The 17307-nt window shown below is 72.7% G+C and carries 14 protein-coding genes; 5 read left to right on the forward strand and 9 right to left on the reverse strand.

From position 1 onward, the window contains the following. Positions 1-10 precede the first annotated feature (10 nt). Positions 11-4048 carry a hypothetical protein gene (locus OV090_RS08815; protein ID WP_267703085.1) on the reverse strand — a complete coding sequence of 1346 codons (4038 nt, stop codon included), beginning with the start codon at positions 4046-4048 and terminating at the stop codon, positions 11-13. Positions 4049-4402: 354 nt separating this feature from the next. After that, the gene (locus OV090_RS08820; RefSeq protein ID WP_267703086.1) at positions 4403-5197 is read right to left on the reverse strand and encodes a MerR family transcriptional regulator; all 795 of its coding nucleotides are present in this window, start codon (positions 5195-5197) and stop codon (positions 4403-4405) included. 130 nt (positions 5198-5327) lie between these two features. On the opposite strand from OV090_RS08820, the gene OV090_RS08825 reads away from it, so the two are divergent. Next, positions 5328-6383, forward strand: coding sequence for a prolyl oligopeptidase family serine peptidase (locus OV090_RS08825; RefSeq protein ID WP_267703087.1), 1056 nt, complete (start codon positions 5328-5330; stop codon positions 6381-6383). A 12-nt stretch (positions 6384-6395) separates the two neighbouring features. Next, positions 6396-7190, forward strand: a complete 795-nt coding sequence (locus tag OV090_RS08830; protein ID WP_267703088.1) for an alpha/beta fold hydrolase — start codon at positions 6396-6398, stop codon at positions 7188-7190. A 63-nt stretch (positions 7191-7253) separates the two neighbouring features. On the opposite strand, the gene OV090_RS08835 is transcribed toward OV090_RS08830, so the two are convergent. The 3 genes from OV090_RS08835 to OV090_RS08845 form a co-directional block, all read right to left on the reverse strand. After that, positions 7254-8354, reverse strand: coding sequence for an MYXO-CTERM sorting domain-containing protein (locus tag OV090_RS08835; RefSeq protein WP_267703089.1), 1101 nt, complete (start codon positions 8352-8354; stop codon positions 7254-7256). A gap of 354 nt (positions 8355-8708) precedes the next feature. Then, on the reverse strand, positions 8709-8849 hold the full coding sequence (locus OV090_RS08840; protein WP_267703091.1) for a hypothetical protein: 141 nt from the start codon (positions 8847-8849) through the stop codon (positions 8709-8711). A gap of 52 nt (positions 8850-8901) precedes the next feature. Continuing rightward, the gene (locus tag OV090_RS08845; protein ID WP_267703092.1) at positions 8902-9999 is read right to left on the reverse strand and encodes a hypothetical protein; all 1098 of its coding nucleotides are present in this window, start codon (positions 9997-9999) and stop codon (positions 8902-8904) included. A 330-nt stretch (positions 10000-10329) separates the two neighbouring features. Between OV090_RS08845 and OV090_RS08850 the strand changes: the two genes are divergently transcribed. From OV090_RS08850 to OV090_RS08860, 3 genes are read left to right on the forward strand one after another with little or no spacing between them, the layout of a single operon-like run. Continuing rightward, a complete protein-coding gene (locus OV090_RS08850) occupies positions 10330-11718 on the forward strand; it encodes a hypothetical protein (protein ID WP_267703093.1) in 1389 nt (462 codons plus the stop codon). Next, the gene (locus OV090_RS08855) at positions 11715-12803 is read left to right on the forward strand and encodes an ABC transporter ATP-binding protein (protein WP_267703095.1); all 1089 of its coding nucleotides are present in this window, start codon (positions 11715-11717) and stop codon (positions 12801-12803) included. Before OV090_RS08850 ends, OV090_RS08855 begins: the two co-directional genes overlap by 4 nt. 21 nt (positions 12804-12824) lie before the next feature. After that, positions 12825-13859 carry a spermidine/putrescine ABC transporter substrate-binding protein gene (locus tag OV090_RS08860; protein ID WP_267703097.1) on the forward strand — a complete coding sequence of 345 codons (1035 nt, stop codon included), beginning with the start codon at positions 12825-12827 and terminating at the stop codon, positions 13857-13859. Between the two features lie 3 nt (positions 13860-13862). Here OV090_RS08860 and OV090_RS08865 read toward each other — a convergent pair whose 3' ends face one another. The 4 genes from OV090_RS08865 to OV090_RS08880 all read right to left on the reverse strand — a co-directional run bounded on the left by OV090_RS08865 (position 13863) and on the right by OV090_RS08880 (position 17151). Beyond that, the gene (locus OV090_RS08865; RefSeq protein WP_267703098.1) at positions 13863-14507 is read right to left on the reverse strand and encodes a hypothetical protein; all 645 of its coding nucleotides are present in this window, start codon (positions 14505-14507) and stop codon (positions 13863-13865) included. A gap of 62 nt (positions 14508-14569) precedes the next feature. After that, the gene (locus tag OV090_RS08870; RefSeq protein WP_267703099.1) at positions 14570-16213 is read right to left on the reverse strand and encodes a sigma-70 family RNA polymerase sigma factor; all 1644 of its coding nucleotides are present in this window, start codon (positions 16211-16213) and stop codon (positions 14570-14572) included. Positions 16214-16249: 36 nt separating this feature from the next. Continuing rightward, positions 16250-16492 (reverse strand): hypothetical protein, encoded by a 243-nt coding sequence (locus OV090_RS08875; protein ID WP_267703100.1) that lies wholly within the window; start codon positions 16490-16492, stop codon positions 16250-16252. Continuing rightward, a complete protein-coding gene (locus OV090_RS08880) occupies positions 16489-17151 on the reverse strand; it encodes a hypothetical protein (RefSeq protein ID WP_267703101.1) in 663 nt (220 codons plus the stop codon). Before OV090_RS08880 ends, OV090_RS08875 begins: the two co-directional genes overlap by 4 nt. Positions 17152-17307 lie beyond the last annotated feature (156 nt).

The following is a 17307-nucleotide window of genomic DNA, read 5'->3' on the forward strand; positions in this document are numbered from 1 at the left end:
CGTTCTTGCCTCAGCAGTCGAAGGTCTTGACGCCGCCGCAAGCGCAGACGACCGACCGATCGAGCGTCTGGGTGGGTGGGGCATCACCACGGAGCGGACCCTCGTACGTCGTCGCCCCGAAAGCATCCGTGGCGATCTCCCAGCCGATCGCCTTGGCTCGCCCCGCCGAGGCCGTGGCCTGCTCCGAAGTCCACCCGTGCGCGCGCCACTTGCGTTGCGCGCGCTCCATCGGGTGATGGTAGCTGTTGAGCGCGCCGTACGGGTACACGATGCGGCCGTCGTCGTCGGCGTGGACCCTGGGGGCTTGCGCCGCGAAGTGGGCCTCGTCGGCGACGGTGGCGTGCGCGTGCGCCAGGGTGCCCATCGTGGCGCGCGCAGCGACGAGATCGTGCTGGTTGGCGAGACCCGCCATGACGCGCCCGAGCGTGGCGCCGGCGCCGATGACCGCGACCTTCGTGGCGGCGACCGTCGTCGCGTTGAGTCCCCTTGCGACGGTCAGCAGGTTCGCCTGCTGCTCGGCTGCGCGCGCCACGAGCAGGGCGTAGAACGTCTGGGCGTACTCGTCCAGGATGTGCGGGCTGAGCACCCCCCCCGAAGCGGCCCTCATCGCCGCGCGCACCTGCGACGGACGAGGCCAGTTCGCCTGCGCGACCAGGGCTGGCCCAACGAGCGTGGAGATGTCGTGAACGCGCGCGTTCCCCCGCGGGGTCGTCAGGCCCGCGGGCGGGAAGACGGTGTCGGCCGCCACCTCCGCCACGTTCGGGAGCGCCGGGACGGCATTCGCTAGCGCGTCCGGCGGCTCGAAGCGAGCGTCCCTGGCGATCCCGGCGATAGCCTCGTAGACCAGCGTGTTGACCAGGGCTAGGCCGCCGACCTGCGTGGCGGTGACCATCGTGTGCGCCGGGGTGGCGACGTTCACACCGCCGCCCAGCGCGGTCTCCACGATGGCGCGCAGCGTGGTGAGCAGCGTGCCGTGACCGCGATGGACGACCTCCATCGCGCCGGCCACGAGCGCCGCAAACGGCGACGCGCCCTGCTGCAGCGCGTCGCCGACCGCGGCGACGAAGATCCCCAATTCGCCCGCAGGTCCGTGAGTCCCGAGGGCCAGCGCCGCGGCGACCGTCGCCATCGTCGAAGCCACGGGCCCGCCCCGCGCGAGGCCCACTGCCCGCGCGGCGAGCGACCCCGCGGCCCACGGCATGTGGCGCGGGTCCATCGTCGCTCCGCTCGCCTCGTTGGATCCGTGGTGACAGGCCACCACCCCGACCAGAAGCGGGCGGTTCACGAAAGCCTGCGACGGGACGAACTGGATCATGGCGTCGCCCGTGGACAGGACAAAGCGTTCGGTGTCGTCCGTCGGAGGGTGCGTCGAGGCGACGTTGGTCCGGATGGGCGGCAGCGCCACGCGTGCCGGGTTGAAGGCGTTGGACATGGCGAGGGCATCGCGAAGGACCGCCGCGATCTTGCGCTGCTCGCCGTCGTCCCGGAACGCGCGCGCAGCGATCGCCTCGACGCCCTCCACGGCCGTGCCGTGGTGGGTCACGACCGCGGAGATCACGTCCTCGGCGTAGTAGATCGCGCTGTCGAGCGTGTGGAAGACCGCGCCCTGGTCGGTGTTCAGGGCCGCCGCTGCGGCATTTTCGGACGACCACTGCGCCCGCGGGCGGTTCGTGGCGAAAAACGTGTGCGCGCCCACCGTGTCCAACGCGATCTGTGCCACGTCCTGCGCGATCTGGAACGTCACGTTCGCTATGGCAGCGGTCGTCACGGCGCCCTGCACCGTCCCCGTACTCGCGCCGCCGAGGCGCGCCGCCTGCATCGCCGTCTGCACAGCAGTCACGGCGTCGACGATCGGCAGCCCCTGATGGCGGTGGCCCAGCGACCCCGCGACAGCGGCCATATCGATGTCCCTTGGCGCGGCCTGCAAGGCCGCAACGACGAGCTCGGCGATCCGGCGGCGCTGGCCGAGCGGAGGCGGGTACGCGTGAGGGGGGCCCTGGAGCGCGAGGTACATGGCGACACCCATCGAGAGCGCCACCACCACGGCGGCGGCGGCGTTCGTCTTCGCCTCGTTCGCCGCGGCGCGCGCGTAGCGGAACACGTTCCCGTGAACCGCGGCGGCTTTCAGCTCGTCGCTGACTTCTCGCGCGGTGAGGTCTAGGGACGTGGCGAGCGCGTCGAGCTGCGCGTCCGACGTGAAGCCGACGAGCTGCGTGCACGCGCTGGCGATGGCGACACCAGGCGCAGCGGTCGTCCGGTTCACGCTGTCGTCGCGCACACAGGCATAGATGGCGAGGCCGGTGTTGTTCTTGCCCTCTTCATCGTTCTGGGCGTTGGGGTCGCGCGCCCGCACGAGGAAGCCCCAGGGGAACACCATGTGCCCGTTGAGGTCCTCCCAGAGGTGGAACGTGCCGCCGGCGCGGACCACCCGCGCGACCAGCTCGCGCGTGTCGACGCTGCCCATGTATTGTTGCGGCGCGAGCCAGGTGCAGCGATAGGCGCGCGGGTTGTAGCGCGCCAGTAAGATGTGGTCGCCGTCCCAGTGAGAGAGCACGATCAGCGGATCATGGCACAAGCAGACCGAAGGCGGCCCGCCCGCCGGGTGAGCCCCTAGCTTTCGATAGCCGAAGTCATAATAAACGGTCGCGCGGCCCGCGTGGTCGAAGAGCACATTGCAATTGCCCTGGCCCACGTCGATCACCCCGACGAACGGCTGATAGGCTCCGGCGCCACGAACCATGGGGTTTGGCACCTGGGGCTGTCCTTGCGCCGTTCCGTCCGAGCCGCCCACGTAGTACATCGGGGCGGGGCGGGGCGACGGGCAGCGTTCGGATGGTGGAGAGGGTCGTGGTGGTGACCAGCCAGCCGGCACTCCTGCGGGCGCGAGTGGCGGGCCGCCGTCCAGGGGGCCGAGCCAGTCGGCGATGGCATCGCTGAAACGGCGCCACCCCTCGCTCACCGCCTGTGCCGCGTGCGCGAGCCAGGCGCTCGGTCCGCTCCCCGGCGAGTGGGGGGCGCTCGCATGGTACCCCGACACCATGACGCTGGTCGTGTCCCTGTCCAGCGGCGATCCCGTGGACTGCTGCGGCGCTTGCGGCTCGGGCGCGGGGGACTGGGGGAAGTGCAACATCCGCAGCGCGCGGTGCGGAGGGATGGTGGTCGTGGGCGGGGTCTCCGGGACCACCACGAGGCCCGCGGCGGTGATCCACCATCTCCCGAGGTCGCGGTCGGCGGAGGGGTCGAGGCCGAATTCGACCAGCGCGCCGTAGCCGGGGCTGCCGACCAGCACGGGTTGATTCTCGAGCTCGAGGAGGAACCAGCGCGATTCGCCCAATTGGCCGAGCAGCAGGTCCTGCGGCCCCATGGCCCAGTCGAACGTGAGCACCGGGCTCTCGTCGCCTCGCTGGAGCACGCGTGCCAGGAAGAACAGATGAAGCTGGTAAAGGAAGTTCCGATCGTCGGGGCGGAGCTTCTTGTACGAGCCGTGGAAATCACCGGTGAAATTCAGCGTCCCGAGGATCGACAACAGGCGAGCCCGCACTCCGACGACTTCGAGCTGCTCCCACACCTTCTCGATCCACTCCCGCGTGGTGCACTGAAACACGAGGGTCTGTCCGCCGTCGTCGTGGTGTTCGACGCTGCTCAGGAACGCGTAGAGCTGTACACGGCGCACCACATTCTGGACGTTGATCACGTGCCGGGCGACGTGCCGCTTCTTTCGGACCGGCGGACCCCTGCGCTTGCGCAACTTCTCGAGAAGGAGCCGCTCCGAGTGCCGCTCGAGGAGGCGCGACAGGGCCATCTCGATGTATTCAGGGTGGGACGCGAACCTGCGAAGCAAGCGCTTGCTGCCGCCGAGCCGCCGGAACGCGTACAACGCGCCGACGTGGCCGCAGGCACGGCACGCCCAGTTCTCACGCGCGAAGCACCCCTCACAATAGGCCGGCAGCGCGGCCCTGCAGTTCGGACAAACCCAGGGCCTCACGATCACGCCCTTGCCGATGCACGCGCGAAACCGCTGATTGCCGCACTGTTCCTCGATGTACACGCGAGGAAACACATCGCAAGACGGGATGCATGTCAAGACACGTCGCGCCCGGTCGGCCGGTGGACTCGGTGCAGGCATCGCCGCCCACGTCTTCTTGCTCGTCCATTCTCCCGCGAAGGCTGCGTGCGAGTCGGTGCACCCCATGCTCGGCGAAGCCGCGCCCGGGCGTCGCGCTGCGACCGGCACGTCGTTGACACGGCGAAGAGAGCAACTCCGCTCGCACTCGTGCCCGGACTCGCGCCGAGCAGGTCGTCGAAGCGTCCAGTTCGCGCGGCAACGCTGGTCGAGGATCACCGTCCCGGCAAGCCATCAACCCTCATCCGTCGACCTTTCCCGCGAACTCGCGCTTGACCGTCACCATGCGCTCGAGCCCACGCGGGCGGCGGGCTGCTCGGCACGCTGCGACTCGTCGGCGGTGCGCTCCTGTTCTCCTGCCAGTTCGCCCACTGCAACAAGCACAAGACGTTGGAGTCGGCGGCCTGTTAGGGCCATCGACCCGGCGACCACGGTGGCCTCGATGGCGAGCGAGTGCAGTCCTGCGGCGTCGGCTCGCTCGTCCAGGACGCCTGCCTGTGACCGTGCCGACTCCGCTCGCGTCGAGCATCGTCGCGGCCCGATGCGGACCGAGGCGGTAGGTGAAGACGCCGCGGCGACCGTGGCGCTCGCCGGCGTTTGATCACCCGGCCGTCGCGGTACAGCGAGAACGCCGGGAGACCCCGCACACCCAGCACGTGCCTCGGCGGTGCGGCAGCAACGCCCGTCGATCGCACACCCGCGCGACACGACCGGCGGCGCCTCCTCGGCCCGCGGGCGCGACGACCGGCCGAGCTTCCACAGCTCGCGGGCGCCCTTGAACCCGCGCTCGAGGAGCGCCGCGCGCCGGTCGCTCGCGCCGTCCCGTCGCCGTCGCGGCCGCTTGTGGGGCGTCCGCGGCCGCAGGCGGGTCGCCAGACGCTGGCGGATCTCCCCCAGCCCGAGCCCCTGGGCCCGCAGCGCCTTGATCTCGCGCAGCCGCTCGACGTGCTCGTCGCCGAAGTGGTGCAGCCGCGGACCCAGAGTTTCCGGCCGCGGCAGCAGACCGAGGTCGAGGTAGTGGTGAATGGTCGAGCGATGCGTGCCGCTGACCCGGGAAAGCTCGGCGATCTTCATCCTCCCGCCCCCTCTCGAACGCCCTTTTTGTATTGCACGACCGGCGATTTTGCATAACACAATTCGGCCCCCTACCGGCCACGGAAGGCACGCTGTTGCCAGTATACGCCGACCGTGATAGCTTCCTTTTATGGAGTTCTCTGCGCGGCCGTCGTGGTCTCTCGCCCTCGCCCTCGTCGCCTGCGGGTCTACCGGCGGCGCGACGACCGACGGCTCACCTGTCTCCGGGGACAGCTCCACCGCCGACCCTGCCACCACGACGACCACCGGCCCCGACGCCCCGACCACCGCGTCCGACGTCGGCACCGCGAGCGACGGCACCACCACGACCACCACCGACGCGACCACCTCGACCGCGAGCACCAGCGACCCCACGGCCGCCACGACCGAGGCCGACACGAGCACCACCGCCGGCGACGACACCGGCGCAGTCCCGGGCTCGCGCTGCGAGGAGACGGCCACCACCATCACCTGCCCGAAGATCACCGTCGAGCTCGGCCCGTGGCAGCGCGACGTGCATTACCAGGTGCCGCTGGGCGAGCCGCCGGCGGGCGGCTGGCCGGTGGTGTTGATGTTCCAGGGCTCGTTCTTCACCGCCGAGATCACCTGGATCGCCACCGACGACCTGCCGTTCGGCGCCTATTATCAGACCCACGTGGTCAAGCATTTGCTCGACCACGGCTACGCAGTCATCACGCCCGAGGCCAAGCTCGACGGCGGCACCTTCTGGGACACCAACATCCCGCCGTACTCGCTCAACTGGGAGTCGTCGGAGGATCACCAGCTGATGCTGCTGATCTTCGCCGGCATCGAGGACGGCACCTTCGGCCCGCTCGACGTCGGGCGTCTGTTCGCCACCGGCATCTCGAGCGGCGGCTACATGACCAGCCGGATGGCCGTCTCCTACCCGGGCAAGTTTCGCGCCCTGGCGATCGCGGCCGGCTCGTACGCCACCTGTTCGGGCCCGCTGTGCAACGTGCCCGACCTCGAGGCCGACCACCCGCCGACGCTGTTCCTCCACGGGGAGGTCGATCTGACCGTCCCGCTCGTCACCGCGGAGGCCTATTACGACGAGCTGCTGGCGTCCGGCGTCGACGCGCGGCTCGTCACCGAACCCGGCGAGGGCCACGCCTGGATCGCGGCCTCGCCCGCCGAGGTCCTGGCCTGGTTCGACGGCCACCCCTGATCCAACTCGCCCATGTTCGCCCGCAATCAAAACACCCGCATCTATTACGAGCTCGGCGGCCGCGAGGACGGTCCGCCGCTGCTGCTGCTGCGCGGCCTGACGCGCACGATCCAGCACTGGGGCCCGCTGCTCGACGACCTCGGCGCCGACTTTCGGACCATCGCCATCGACAACCGCGGCGTCGGTCACAGCGACAAGCCGTTCGGCATCTACTCGACCGCGACGATGGCCGACGACGCCGCGGCGGTGCTAGGGCACGCCGGCATCGAGCGCGCCGCGGTGTTCGGCATCTCCCTGGGCGGCGCGATCGCCCAGCAATTCGTGCTGCGTCACCCGCAGCGAGTTCATCGGCTGGTGCTCGGCTGCACGCGCGCGAGCGGCAAGGACGGCCCGCCGCCCCGGCTCTCGACCGTCCTGACCCTGCTGTCGGGCCTGTGGCTGCCCGAGGCCCGCGCGCTCGAGCGCACCACGCCGCTGGTGCTGTCGCCGGAGTTCCTGCGCGAGCACCCCGAGATCGTCGGCGAGTGGCAGCAGCTCGCCGAGCGCTTCCCGACCCGCCGCCGCGCGCTGATCGGCCAGCTCGGCGCCGTCCTGCGCCACGACACGCGCGCCCGCCTCGGCACGATCGCCGCGCCGACCCTCGTCATCAGCGGCGACGCCGACCGCCTGATCGACGTCGCCTGCTCGCACGCCCTGGCCGCCGTGATCCCGGGGGCCCGGCTCGAGCTGCTGCCCGGCGCCGGGCACGACATCCCGGCCGAGCGCCCGCGCGAGATCGCGGCGCTCCTGCGCGAGTTCTGCCTGTAATCTCGGGACATGCCCGAACGAGCATGTCCATGATGACATGCCCGTTCGAACATGTCCTCGCGGTCACGAGCGACGCTTGACCAGCGCCAGCCCGAGGCCGAGCACGAACAGCAGGAAGCGGCCGGCGTCGCCTGGGTCGCCCCCGTGGGTGCTGCAGGCGCAGCCCTTGTCGCCGCCGTCGCCGCCGGTGGCGCCGCCGCTGTCGGTGTCGCTCACGCTGTCGCTCGACGATTCGCTCAAGCTGTCACCGCCGCTCGAGGTCGGCGACGTGTCGGTGCCGGTCGGCTCCTCGCCGGTCGTCAGCGGCTGCTCGCCCGCGCACGGGCTGCCGGGCACGCCGTCGGCCTCGGTCCAGTCCGGCTCGGGGGGCGTCTCGGTCTCGCGCGGGAGCGCGTCCTCGCGGGCGAAGCAGGCGGGGCACAGCTCGAACGTGTCGGCCGCGTTGCCCGCGGCGTCGAAGGCCGTCACCTCGAGGCAGACCTCGGTCCGCGGATCCTTGCCGCCGAGCTGCTCGGTGACGAGCGACAGCGGGGCCACCCTCGCCCCGGTCGGGACGCGCACGGTCCTGCGGAAGCCGAGTTCGCCCTCGCCGTCAGGATCCCAGGCGATCGTGAACAGCGACGGCTCGCCGGGCGCCGGGATCGCCTGGCTGAGGTGGACGTAGAGGGTCAGGTCGCTGTCGCTCATGCAGTCGCCGCCGCTCGACATGAAGTCCGCGTGATCGTAGACGGCGAAGAACGACTCCTCGACGAGCGGCTGCGGGGCCTCGGCGTCCTCGGGCCCGGCGGTATAGGTGATCGTGACTGGCTCACAGTCTTCGTCCGGGCAGAAAGACCCGGACACCACCACGGTCTGACCGGTCATCGGCGTCGGCTCGACGACCACGGCCAGGTCCGCCACGAAGTCGTCGAACGCCGCCGGCAGCAGCTCCGCCGGCTCGCCGTCGACGGTGACGGTGATGCCGTCGAGGCCGATCCCCCAACCGTCGAACAGCAGGGCGGCGTTGCGCGGATAGATCGCGCCGTCCTCCGGCACCGAGCTGTTGAGGCCCGACTCGGGCACCCCGCAGGCCTCCGCCGGGCGCGCGACCAAAACAGAAAGGGCACACGCGCCGACCAGCGCGGTGCCCTCGACCAGACGACGGATCCGTGAGCGCTTGAACATGATGCCGGCCACGCTGCAAGGACCGAGCACCCGCCGCGATCCGAGACATTTTCGCTGGTTGCGCCCGGATCACGAGCCCGCGGGTGACGTGCCGCATGGCGCCGCTGTCCCGATCGCTACCCGCACGCCGGACATCGCGGGCGCGCCCGAGAGCGATTCCCCCGTTCGCCCCGACCTGTCCGACGAGACATTCTTTAATAAAAACGAACGGCGCGCGCGTGCGCGCCCACGAGGACCGCCCCCTGGCTGCAGAACAGGTCGCCGGTCACGCGCCGCCCGCGAGGGCGGAATATCATGAAGGTACATGCTCTTTCGAGCATGTCCTACCATTTGCTTTACAAGCATGCCCAATGGTTACGAGCGGCGCTTGACCAGCGCCAGCGCGAGGCCGAGCACGAACAGCAGGAAGCGGCCGGCGCCCGGGTCGCCGCCGTCGCTGCGCACGCGCCGAGAGGCCCGAGCTGCCGCGAGCTTTGTCCCTGACGCATTGGACATGCCCGATCGAGCATGCCCTTGAGGACATGCCCTATAACACATGTCCTGAGGGTCACGAGCGGCGCTTGATCAGCGCCAGCCCGAGGCCGAGCGCGAACAGCAGGAAGCGGCCGACGTCGCCGGGGTCGCCGCCGTTGCTGCTGCACGCGCAGCCCTTGTCGCCGTCTCCGCCGCCGGTGGCGCCGCCGCTGTCGGTGTCGCTCGAGCTGTCGCTCGACGAATCGCTCGAGCTGTCACCGCCGCTCGAGGTCGGCGCGGTGTCGGTGCCGGTCGGCTCCTCGCCGGTCGTCTGCGGCTCTGCGCCAGCGCATGGGCTCCCGGGCACCCCGTCAGCCTCCGTCCAGGCCGGCTCTGCCGGCGTCTCGATCCCGTGCTCGATCTCGTCGGTGCGGGCGAAGCAGGCCGGGCACAGCTGGAACGTCTCCGCCGCGTTGCCGGCCAGGTCGAGCGCAGTGATGTCGAGGCAGACCTCCGTCAGCGGGTCCTTGCCGCCGAGCTGCTCGCTCACCAGCGACAGCGCGAGCACGTGCGACTCGCCGTCGACGCGCACCGTCCGGTGAAAGCCCGCATCGCCCTCGCCATCGGGGTCCCACCCCACCCTGAACAGCGACGGATCGCCGGATGCCGGGCTCTCCTGGCTCAGGTGGACGTACAGCGTCAGGTCGCTGTCGCTCATGCAGTCGCCGCCGCCCGACACGAAATCGGCGTGGTCGTAGAGGGCGAAGAACGACGACTCGACGATCGGCGCCGGCGCGGTGACGTCGGGCGGTCCGGCGGTATAGGTGATCGTGACCGGCTCGCAGCCGTCGCAGAAGGGCCCGGACAGGACGACCACCTGGCCGTCGTTCGGCGCCGGCTCGACGAACGCCGCGATCTCCGACAGGTTGTCGTCGAAGTCCGCCGGCACCAGCGCGGCCGGCAGCTCGTCGACCGTCACCGTGAGTGCGGCGATGCTGATATTGAAGCCGTCGAACAGCAGCGCCGCGTTGCCCGGATGGGTGGCGCCGTCAGCGGGCAGGGTGCCTTGCAAAAACGGCTCGCCGGGGTCGCACGCCTCGGCCGGGCGCGCGACCAAAACAGAGAGGGCACACGCGCCGAGGAGCGCGGTGCCCTGCACGAGGCGACGGAGACAGGGGGACTTCGACAGCACGCGGGCCGCCTTGCAAGCCAGGGGCTCCGGGCGCGATCGCAGCGATCTTCGCAGGTTGCACCGGATCACGGGGTCCCGGGTGACGTGCCGCATGGCGCCGCTGCCCCTGTCGCTACGTCGCCCCGGACGCCCGCGCCCCGGCATGTACGAGGCGCCCCGATGACTGCGGTGTCGCCAACGTCCTCTGTCCCAAGGGACATCCTGGCTTTGGCGTCTGACCTCCTGTCCCTTGGGCCATCCTTCGGCGCCCCTCTCGCCGGCTCTTGCGAGCCCGCGCCAGCCGGGGCGGCCCGTTCGCCGCCGCGCGCTCTTTGGCGTACTCTCGCCGCCGTGCCGCGCCTGCACGCCTCGCTCTGGCTCGCCCTGTGGGCGACCTTCGCGCTGGCCGCCCCTGTCGTCGGCATCGTCCTGACCGCGGCCGAGTCGGGCATCCCCGTGCAGTGGCCCGCCCTGCTGGCGATCGCCGCCGACAGCCTCCTCCTCGCCGCCGGCCTCACCGCCCTCGCCCTCGCCCTCGCCTACCCGCTCGCGCGCGCGGTCACGGCTCCGTGGCTGCTCTTGTTCGTGATGGTCGCCCCGCTCGCGCGCGCGTTCGGGGCGCTCGCGCTGGGCCTGTCCCCGGGGACAGGTGCTGTCGCCCTCGCCCGGCTCGCCGGCGACGTCCCGCTCGCCGCGCTGCTGCTGCGCGCGCGCCTGCGGACGCGCCCGCGCAGCTGGCTCGACGCGGCGGCCGACCTCGGCGCCGGCCCGTGGCGGCGCTTCCTCGCCGTCGAGTGGCCGCACCTGCGCCCCGCCTACCTGCTGGCAGCGGTGTGCATCACCTTGCTGGCCATCGGCGACGCCACCCTCGCCGCGGTCGCCGGCGGCGGCAAGCGCTACACCCTCGGCCTCGCCCTGCGCGAGGCGGTCCTGCTCGACGCCCACCCGCGGCGGGCCGCGGCGATCGCCGCAGTCTTCGCCGCGATCGCCCTCCCGTGCGCCTGGGCCCTCGCTCGCGGCCTGCGGGCGGTCGGGCGCAACCGCGAGGGCCGCGAGCCGCCAGAACGCCGCGCGGGCCTGGCGATCCTCGCCCTGTGCGCCGCGCCGCTCGCCGCGCTCGTGGTCCCGGCGGTGACATGGCCTTTGGGACAGGGCGACTCTCTCCTCCTGGCCCAGCTGCCCGCCACCCTCGCCACCGCCGGCGCCTCGGCCGTCCTGGCCGCCGCGCTCGGCTGCGTCACCGGCCTCGCCGCGCCCGCGCGCTGGAGCCCCGCGCTGCTCCTGCCGCTGGCCCTGCCGCCCGCCGTCTACGGCGCCGCCTGGCTGGTGACCGCGCAGCAGCTCGGCTGGGGCCCCGGCGCCGGCCTGACCCTTGTGACATTGCTCCCGGGACAGGTCGCCATCGCCCACGCCGGCGCCACCGCGGCCTTCGCCGGCGCTGGGCCGCTCGCCGACGCTGCCCGCGATCTCGGCGCCGGACCGGCCGCACGGGCGCGCTGGCTGTGGTGGCCGCTGGCCTGGCCCGTCGGCGCCGCCCTGGCGCTGGTGGCCTTCGCGCAGGCCGTCGGCGACGCCGGCACGGCCGCCTTCACCTCCGGCCCCGGCGGCAGCACCCTCGCGGTCGGCCTCGAGATCCTCGGCCGCGGCGCCGACCTCGGCGCAGTCCCTCGCTGGGCCCTCGGCCTCGGCCTCGTCCCCTTGCTGGCGGCCGCGCTAGCTGCTCTCCTGCGCCGGCGATGACCCTGTCGCTGCGCGCGCTGACCAAGTCCTACGCCGGCCGCCTCGCCCTGGCGGACGTCGGCGTGGAGCTGCCCGCGGGCGCCTACACCTGCATCATGGGCGCCTCGGGCTCGGGCAAGACCACGCTGCTGCGGATCGTCGCCGGCCTCGAGCGCCAGGATCGCGGCAGCGTGCTGCTCGACGGCCGCCCGCTCGACGGCCTGCCCGCCGAGCGCCGCCCCGTCCACACCCTGTTCCAGGACTACGCCCTCTTCCCCCACCTCAGCGCCGCCGACAACGTCGCCTTCGCCCCGCGCCTGCTCGGCGTCCGCGGCCCCGAGCTGACCGCGCGCGTGCGGGCCCTGCTCGCGGATGTCGGATTGGACATGTCCTTCGAGACACGCAAGCCCGCCGCCATGTCGGGCGGCGAGCAGCAGCGGCTGGCCCTCGCGCGCGCGCTGGCCGGCGAGCCGCGCTGGCTGCTGCTCGACGAGCCGCTGGCCGCCCTCGACCGCCCGCTGCGGGCCGGCCTGCGCCGCCTCTTGCGCGACGTCACCCGCCGGCGCGGCCTCGGCTGCCTGCACGTCACCCACGACCCCGAGGAGGCGCTCGCGCTGGCCGATCGATTGCTCGTGTTCGGCGGCGGCCGCCTCCTGGCCGCCGGCGCCCCGGCCGAGCTGTACGCGGCCCCGCCGTCCCTGACCGTCGCCCGCCTGCTCGGCGAGGTCACCCCGGAGCCGGCCGGCGACGGCTGGCTGCGCCCCGAACACCTGCGGCTCGAACCACCCCGCCCGCGCGCCTCCGAGGACATGTCCCCGGATACCTGTCCGATCGGTCATGCCCATCCGAGCATGTCCTCGGAGACATCTCATTCACCCGACAACCTGACCCGCGAGACAGCCGGCGCCGACCGCCCGGCCGCCCGCGCGGTCGGCACGGTGCGGGCGGTCGCCTGCCTCGGCGATCGCTGGGAGGTCGAGGTCGAGATCGGCGGGCGCGTCCATCTGTCGCGGGTCCCCGGCGCGCCCGCCTGCGAGCCCGGCCAGTCGGTCGGCCTGGTCTGGGACCGGCAGCGCGTGCTGCGGTTCGCCGCGCCGGACGCCTGAGCTTGTGGCATGGTGCCGGCCATGCCGGGCCTGAGCCGCCGCACCTTCCACCGCTTGCTCGGCGCCGGCGCGTGCGCCACCGCCTGCTCCGGCGGCGGCGCCAGCCTGGCGCTCTACAACTGGGGCGACTACCTCGCGCCCGAGGTCCTGGAGCGCTTCACCGCGGCCACCGGCTTCCGCGCCACCCAGGACTACTACCTCGCCGAGGCCGAGCTGGTGGCCAAGCTGGCCAGCGGCGCCGCCTACGACGTCGTGTTCCCGATCGACTACGTGCTCGAGCGCATGCGCAAGCGCGCCCTCGTGGTCCCGCTCGCGCGCGACAAGCTGCCCGGCCTCGCCAACCTCGACCCGCAGTTCGGCCCGTGGATCGCCGCCGACAACCAGATCTACGCCGTCCCCTACCTGTGGGGCACCACCGGCATCGGCTACGACAGCGACCACGTCGAGGCGCCGACCTCGTGGAAGGCCCTGTTCGACCCGCGCCACGCCGGCAAGATCAGCGTCATCGACAGCAAGGGCGACGTCTTCGACCAGGCCCTGCTCGCCGCCGGCATGGACATCAACAGCACCGACAAGCCCGCCATCCGCGAGCGCGTCTACCCCATGCTGCGGGCCCAGAAGGAGCTCCTGCGCGCGTACGACAGCAACCCCGCGCGGGCGCTGGCGGCGGGCGACACGTGGATCGCCCAGATCGACAGCGGCGACCTGTTCCGGGCCCAGAAGCAGCGGCCGAGCCTGCGCTACGTCATCCCCGAGGAGGGCGCGGTGCTGTGGATCGACTATCTGGCGATCCCCGCCACAGCCCCGCTCCCCGGGGTCGCGGTGCGCTTCATCGACTTCCTGCTCGACCCCGAGATCGCCGCCCTCAACGCCAACGCGCTGCGCTTCGCCACCCCGAACCTCGCCGCCGTCCAGCGCGGCCTCGTCGCCGACGCTGGCGACCCCGCGCTGTACCCGTCGGCCGAGACGCGCAAGAGGCTGTTCGTGTCCGAGAACTGGTTCGGCGGGACCGAGGCCGTCGTCGACGAGCTGTGGCTCGAGCTGCGCCGCGCGTGAGCGTCACGGGTCGCAGGAGCCCGGCTCCTGGCACTGCTGCTCGAGCGACTTCCACTCGCCGACGCTCAGGTGGTCGCGGCAGGCGCACATCTTCACGCAGCACAGCTCGCCGAGCCGCGTCACCGGCACGCAGGCGGGCCCCTCCGCGCAGCCCGGGATGACGGGGCAATCGAGGTCCTCGTCGCACGTCTGGGTGCAGCGCGACTCCGACGCCACGACGTCCTGGTCGAGGATGCAGTGCGTCCCGCCGCAGGTGGCCCACGGCGCCGGACAATCGCTGTCGTCCGCGCATCCGGGTGGATCCTGGGCCCACATGAACAGGCAGATGCCGCCGTCGCAGTCCGGCTGCGGCGTCACTGCCTTGGCCTCGATCGGGTAGTCAAAAGCGAGCTCGCACGGGCCGCCGTATTCGCCGGGTTCCGGCTCGATGGCGCCCGTCTCGACGATCCCGGACGTCGCGCTGACGTTCGTCACCGAGCTCTCGGTGCCGACCGATACGTTGTGATCCGTCGTCGCGCCCTCGGTGCCGGGCGTCGAGTTCGATACGGGTCCATCCGTGGAAAGGCTCTCGCCGACGACCTCGGGGGTGAGGACGCAGCCGGCCAGCAGCAGAAAAATCGTGGGGAGGAGCGGTGTGCAGTGGGTCATGCTGTCTTCAAATCTCCGGTCCCCGCCCTCGTCATCGAAAAATCGTCGGCCGACCCGTCACCCTATTCCCCGGGGGCCGGCTCCGGCCGCGGCAGCGCCCCGCCCGGGCACAGCGGCGCCGCCTTGCGCGCCAGCGCCGGCCGCTCGCGCGCCAGTCGCTCGATCTCGGCCCGGGCCGCCTCGACCTGTCCCGAAGCGCAGGTCGCCACGATCTGCGACAGCCACCGCTCGTCGCGCAGCGTCCCGCCCGGGAACTCGCGCGCGTGCGCGGCGAGCAGCGCGATCGCCCGGTCCCACGCCCGCTCGCGGATCGCCCGTCGCGCCTCGGCGATGAGGCCGGCCTCGCGCGCGAGGTCCTCGCTCCCGCGGGCCCCCGGCGTCGTCGCGTCGGCCGGGGCAAGCTCGTCTGACCGGGGCGCGGCGCTCACGGCGGACATGTCCTCGGCGACAGATTTCTCTGTTGCCACGCCCACGGCGCCAGTGATCGCCCCGGATTCCGACCTGTCCCCTGGGACACCTGCTCCCACGGTCGGCGCGGCGCCCGTCGTCGCCCGGACATTCTGCTCCCCGCGCCCGCCAGCCTGCCCCGCGCGGCCTCGCCGGCCCGCTCGCTCCGCGCCACCCTCCCGCGCCCCTGCGCCCATCCGCGCCCTGCCCGGACGCCCCGCATCCGCTTCGACCCCGCCCTGTTTCCCTGCGACCGCCCGCGACCTGCTCGAACGACCGTCATCCGCTTCGCCCTGCAGAACTGCGGCCCGTGCCGCGCTCGCCCGCGACCTGTCCGGACTGGCCTCTCTTCCCTCGCTCCCACCCCAACCCCCAGCGACCGCCCTCTCCTCGGCTCCCGCCACCAACCTGTCCCAAAGAACATCCTCGTCCTCGCCGCCTCCCCGCCCCTCGACCGCGCTCACCTCCGCCGCCCCCGCCCGCGCCCGGCCCGCATCGAGCAGCGCAGTCGCGCCCCCGAGCACGCCCAGCAGCACTGCAGTCAGCGTGGCGACCTGCGGCGCGCTCGCCACCGCCGACAGCCCCGCGAACACCCCCCCGCCGTGCGTCGCCGGCGTCGCCGCGGCTGCCCCCGCGGACATGCCCCAAAGGCCAGGCACCAGCAACGCGGCCAGCACCCGCTCGCGCGTCGCCGGCGACGGCGCGTGGGCCCGGCGGCCCCGGCCGAGCAGCGCCTCCCGCTGGTCGCGCAGGCGCAGCCGGGCGCAGCTGCGATCGAACTCCTGCCGGGCCGCGCGCAGCCGCGAATACACCGTGTTCTCCTTGATCCCCAGGGCGCTGGCGATCTCGCCGGCAGTCTGCTGTTCGAGCTCGGCGAGCACGAACACCGCGCGCTTGTCGTCGTCGAGCCGGGCCAGGAACCGCTCCAGCAATTCGGCCGCCTCGCGCTCCAGCAATTGCGCGTCGTCGTCGCCGACCACGAGCGGCTCGTGGGTCAACGCCTGCACCAGTCGGTCGCGCCGCGACGCCCCGCGGCGGAAGCGCCAGGCGATCCTGCGGACGATGCCGAACAGCCAGCCGCGCACGTTCGTGATCGGCGCGTCGGCGTGGCGCAGGACCACCAAGAACACCTCCTGCGCCGCGTCCTCGACCGCCCCCGGCGGGACCCCGAGCCGGCGCAGGTTCTGGTGGACGTAGGTGAAGTGGGCGCGGAAGAACGCGGCGAACGCGGCGATCCGGTCGGGCGGGCAGGAGAGCATGGCTGGAGGTGAAATCTCCGGCAGGGGCGACCCTCGTCAGAAAAAAAACACCGCCACCGACGCCCCGAAGCGCAGGCCCACGGGCGGCACCCGGTACAGCAACGCCCGCTCGTCGGCCGCGGCGTAGCCCCGCCGCGTGAACGCGACTACCGCCTCGACGTCGGCCCCGAGCGCCAGCCACCGCAGCGGCCGCCACTGCGCCCCGGGACCGGCCACCGCCGCTGCCCACAATCCAGTGGTGCGAGCATTGCTGGGGAAGCCGAACCCCCGCGCGGTCAATGCTCCGACCTCCAGGCCGCCGCACAAATGCAGCGACCACGCTCGCCGCGACCATCGCGGGCAGCCGCGGACCGCCGCCGCCGACAGCTGCAGCTCCGCCCCCGCCGCGGGCATCTCCGCCAGCCGCAGCGGCGCCGCGAAAGTGTGGTGAAACCGCAATTCGAGCGCGCCCGCGGCCACAGCACCAGCAGCCCGGCCTGCAGCCCCGGCGCCGGCGAGCGCGGCGGACCGACCGCGCCGACCGCCGCCACGAATGCACCGACCGCAGGCCGCACGCCCACCTCCGGCGGCGGCGTCCGACGCAGCCCCGGCGGGATCTCCTCGTCGCGCGCCGGCCGGCTCGTCCCGCTCCCGGCCGGCTCGGCCGCCACCGCCACGATCACCGCGGTCGCGTCGGCGAGCGGCTCGCAGCGGGCATTGTGAACGCGCCGCTCCTCGACGCCGTCGGCGGTCTGCACCGCCAGCGCGAGCGAATAGCCGGTGTCGTCGACCGTGATCACGGCCTCGGCGACGACCGGACGGCGGCTCCCGACGGCCGCCAGGCGCTCGGCCGCCGCGGCGACCTCGGCGGCCGTGGGACACCCCACCACCTCCGGCCAGCGCAGCTCCAGCCAGCCCGGATCGGCGAGGAGGAGCAGCGCGAGCGCGGCGGAGGGCACTTCGCAACAGTATGCCCGCGAATGCGAGTCGGCGCTCCCCGGACGCCGGCGCGGATCCGACCGGCAGACGCGGGCCCTCCACATTGCGAAGCCGCGTCGCTCGGCGAAGCACTCAGCCGCGCGCGTGTGTCCCCCGATGATTCGCGGGCGACGTCC

Source organism: Nannocystis sp. RBIL2 (assembly GCF_026626745.1).
Lineage (GTDB): Bacteria > Myxococcota_A > Polyangia > Nannocystales > Nannocystaceae > Nannocystis.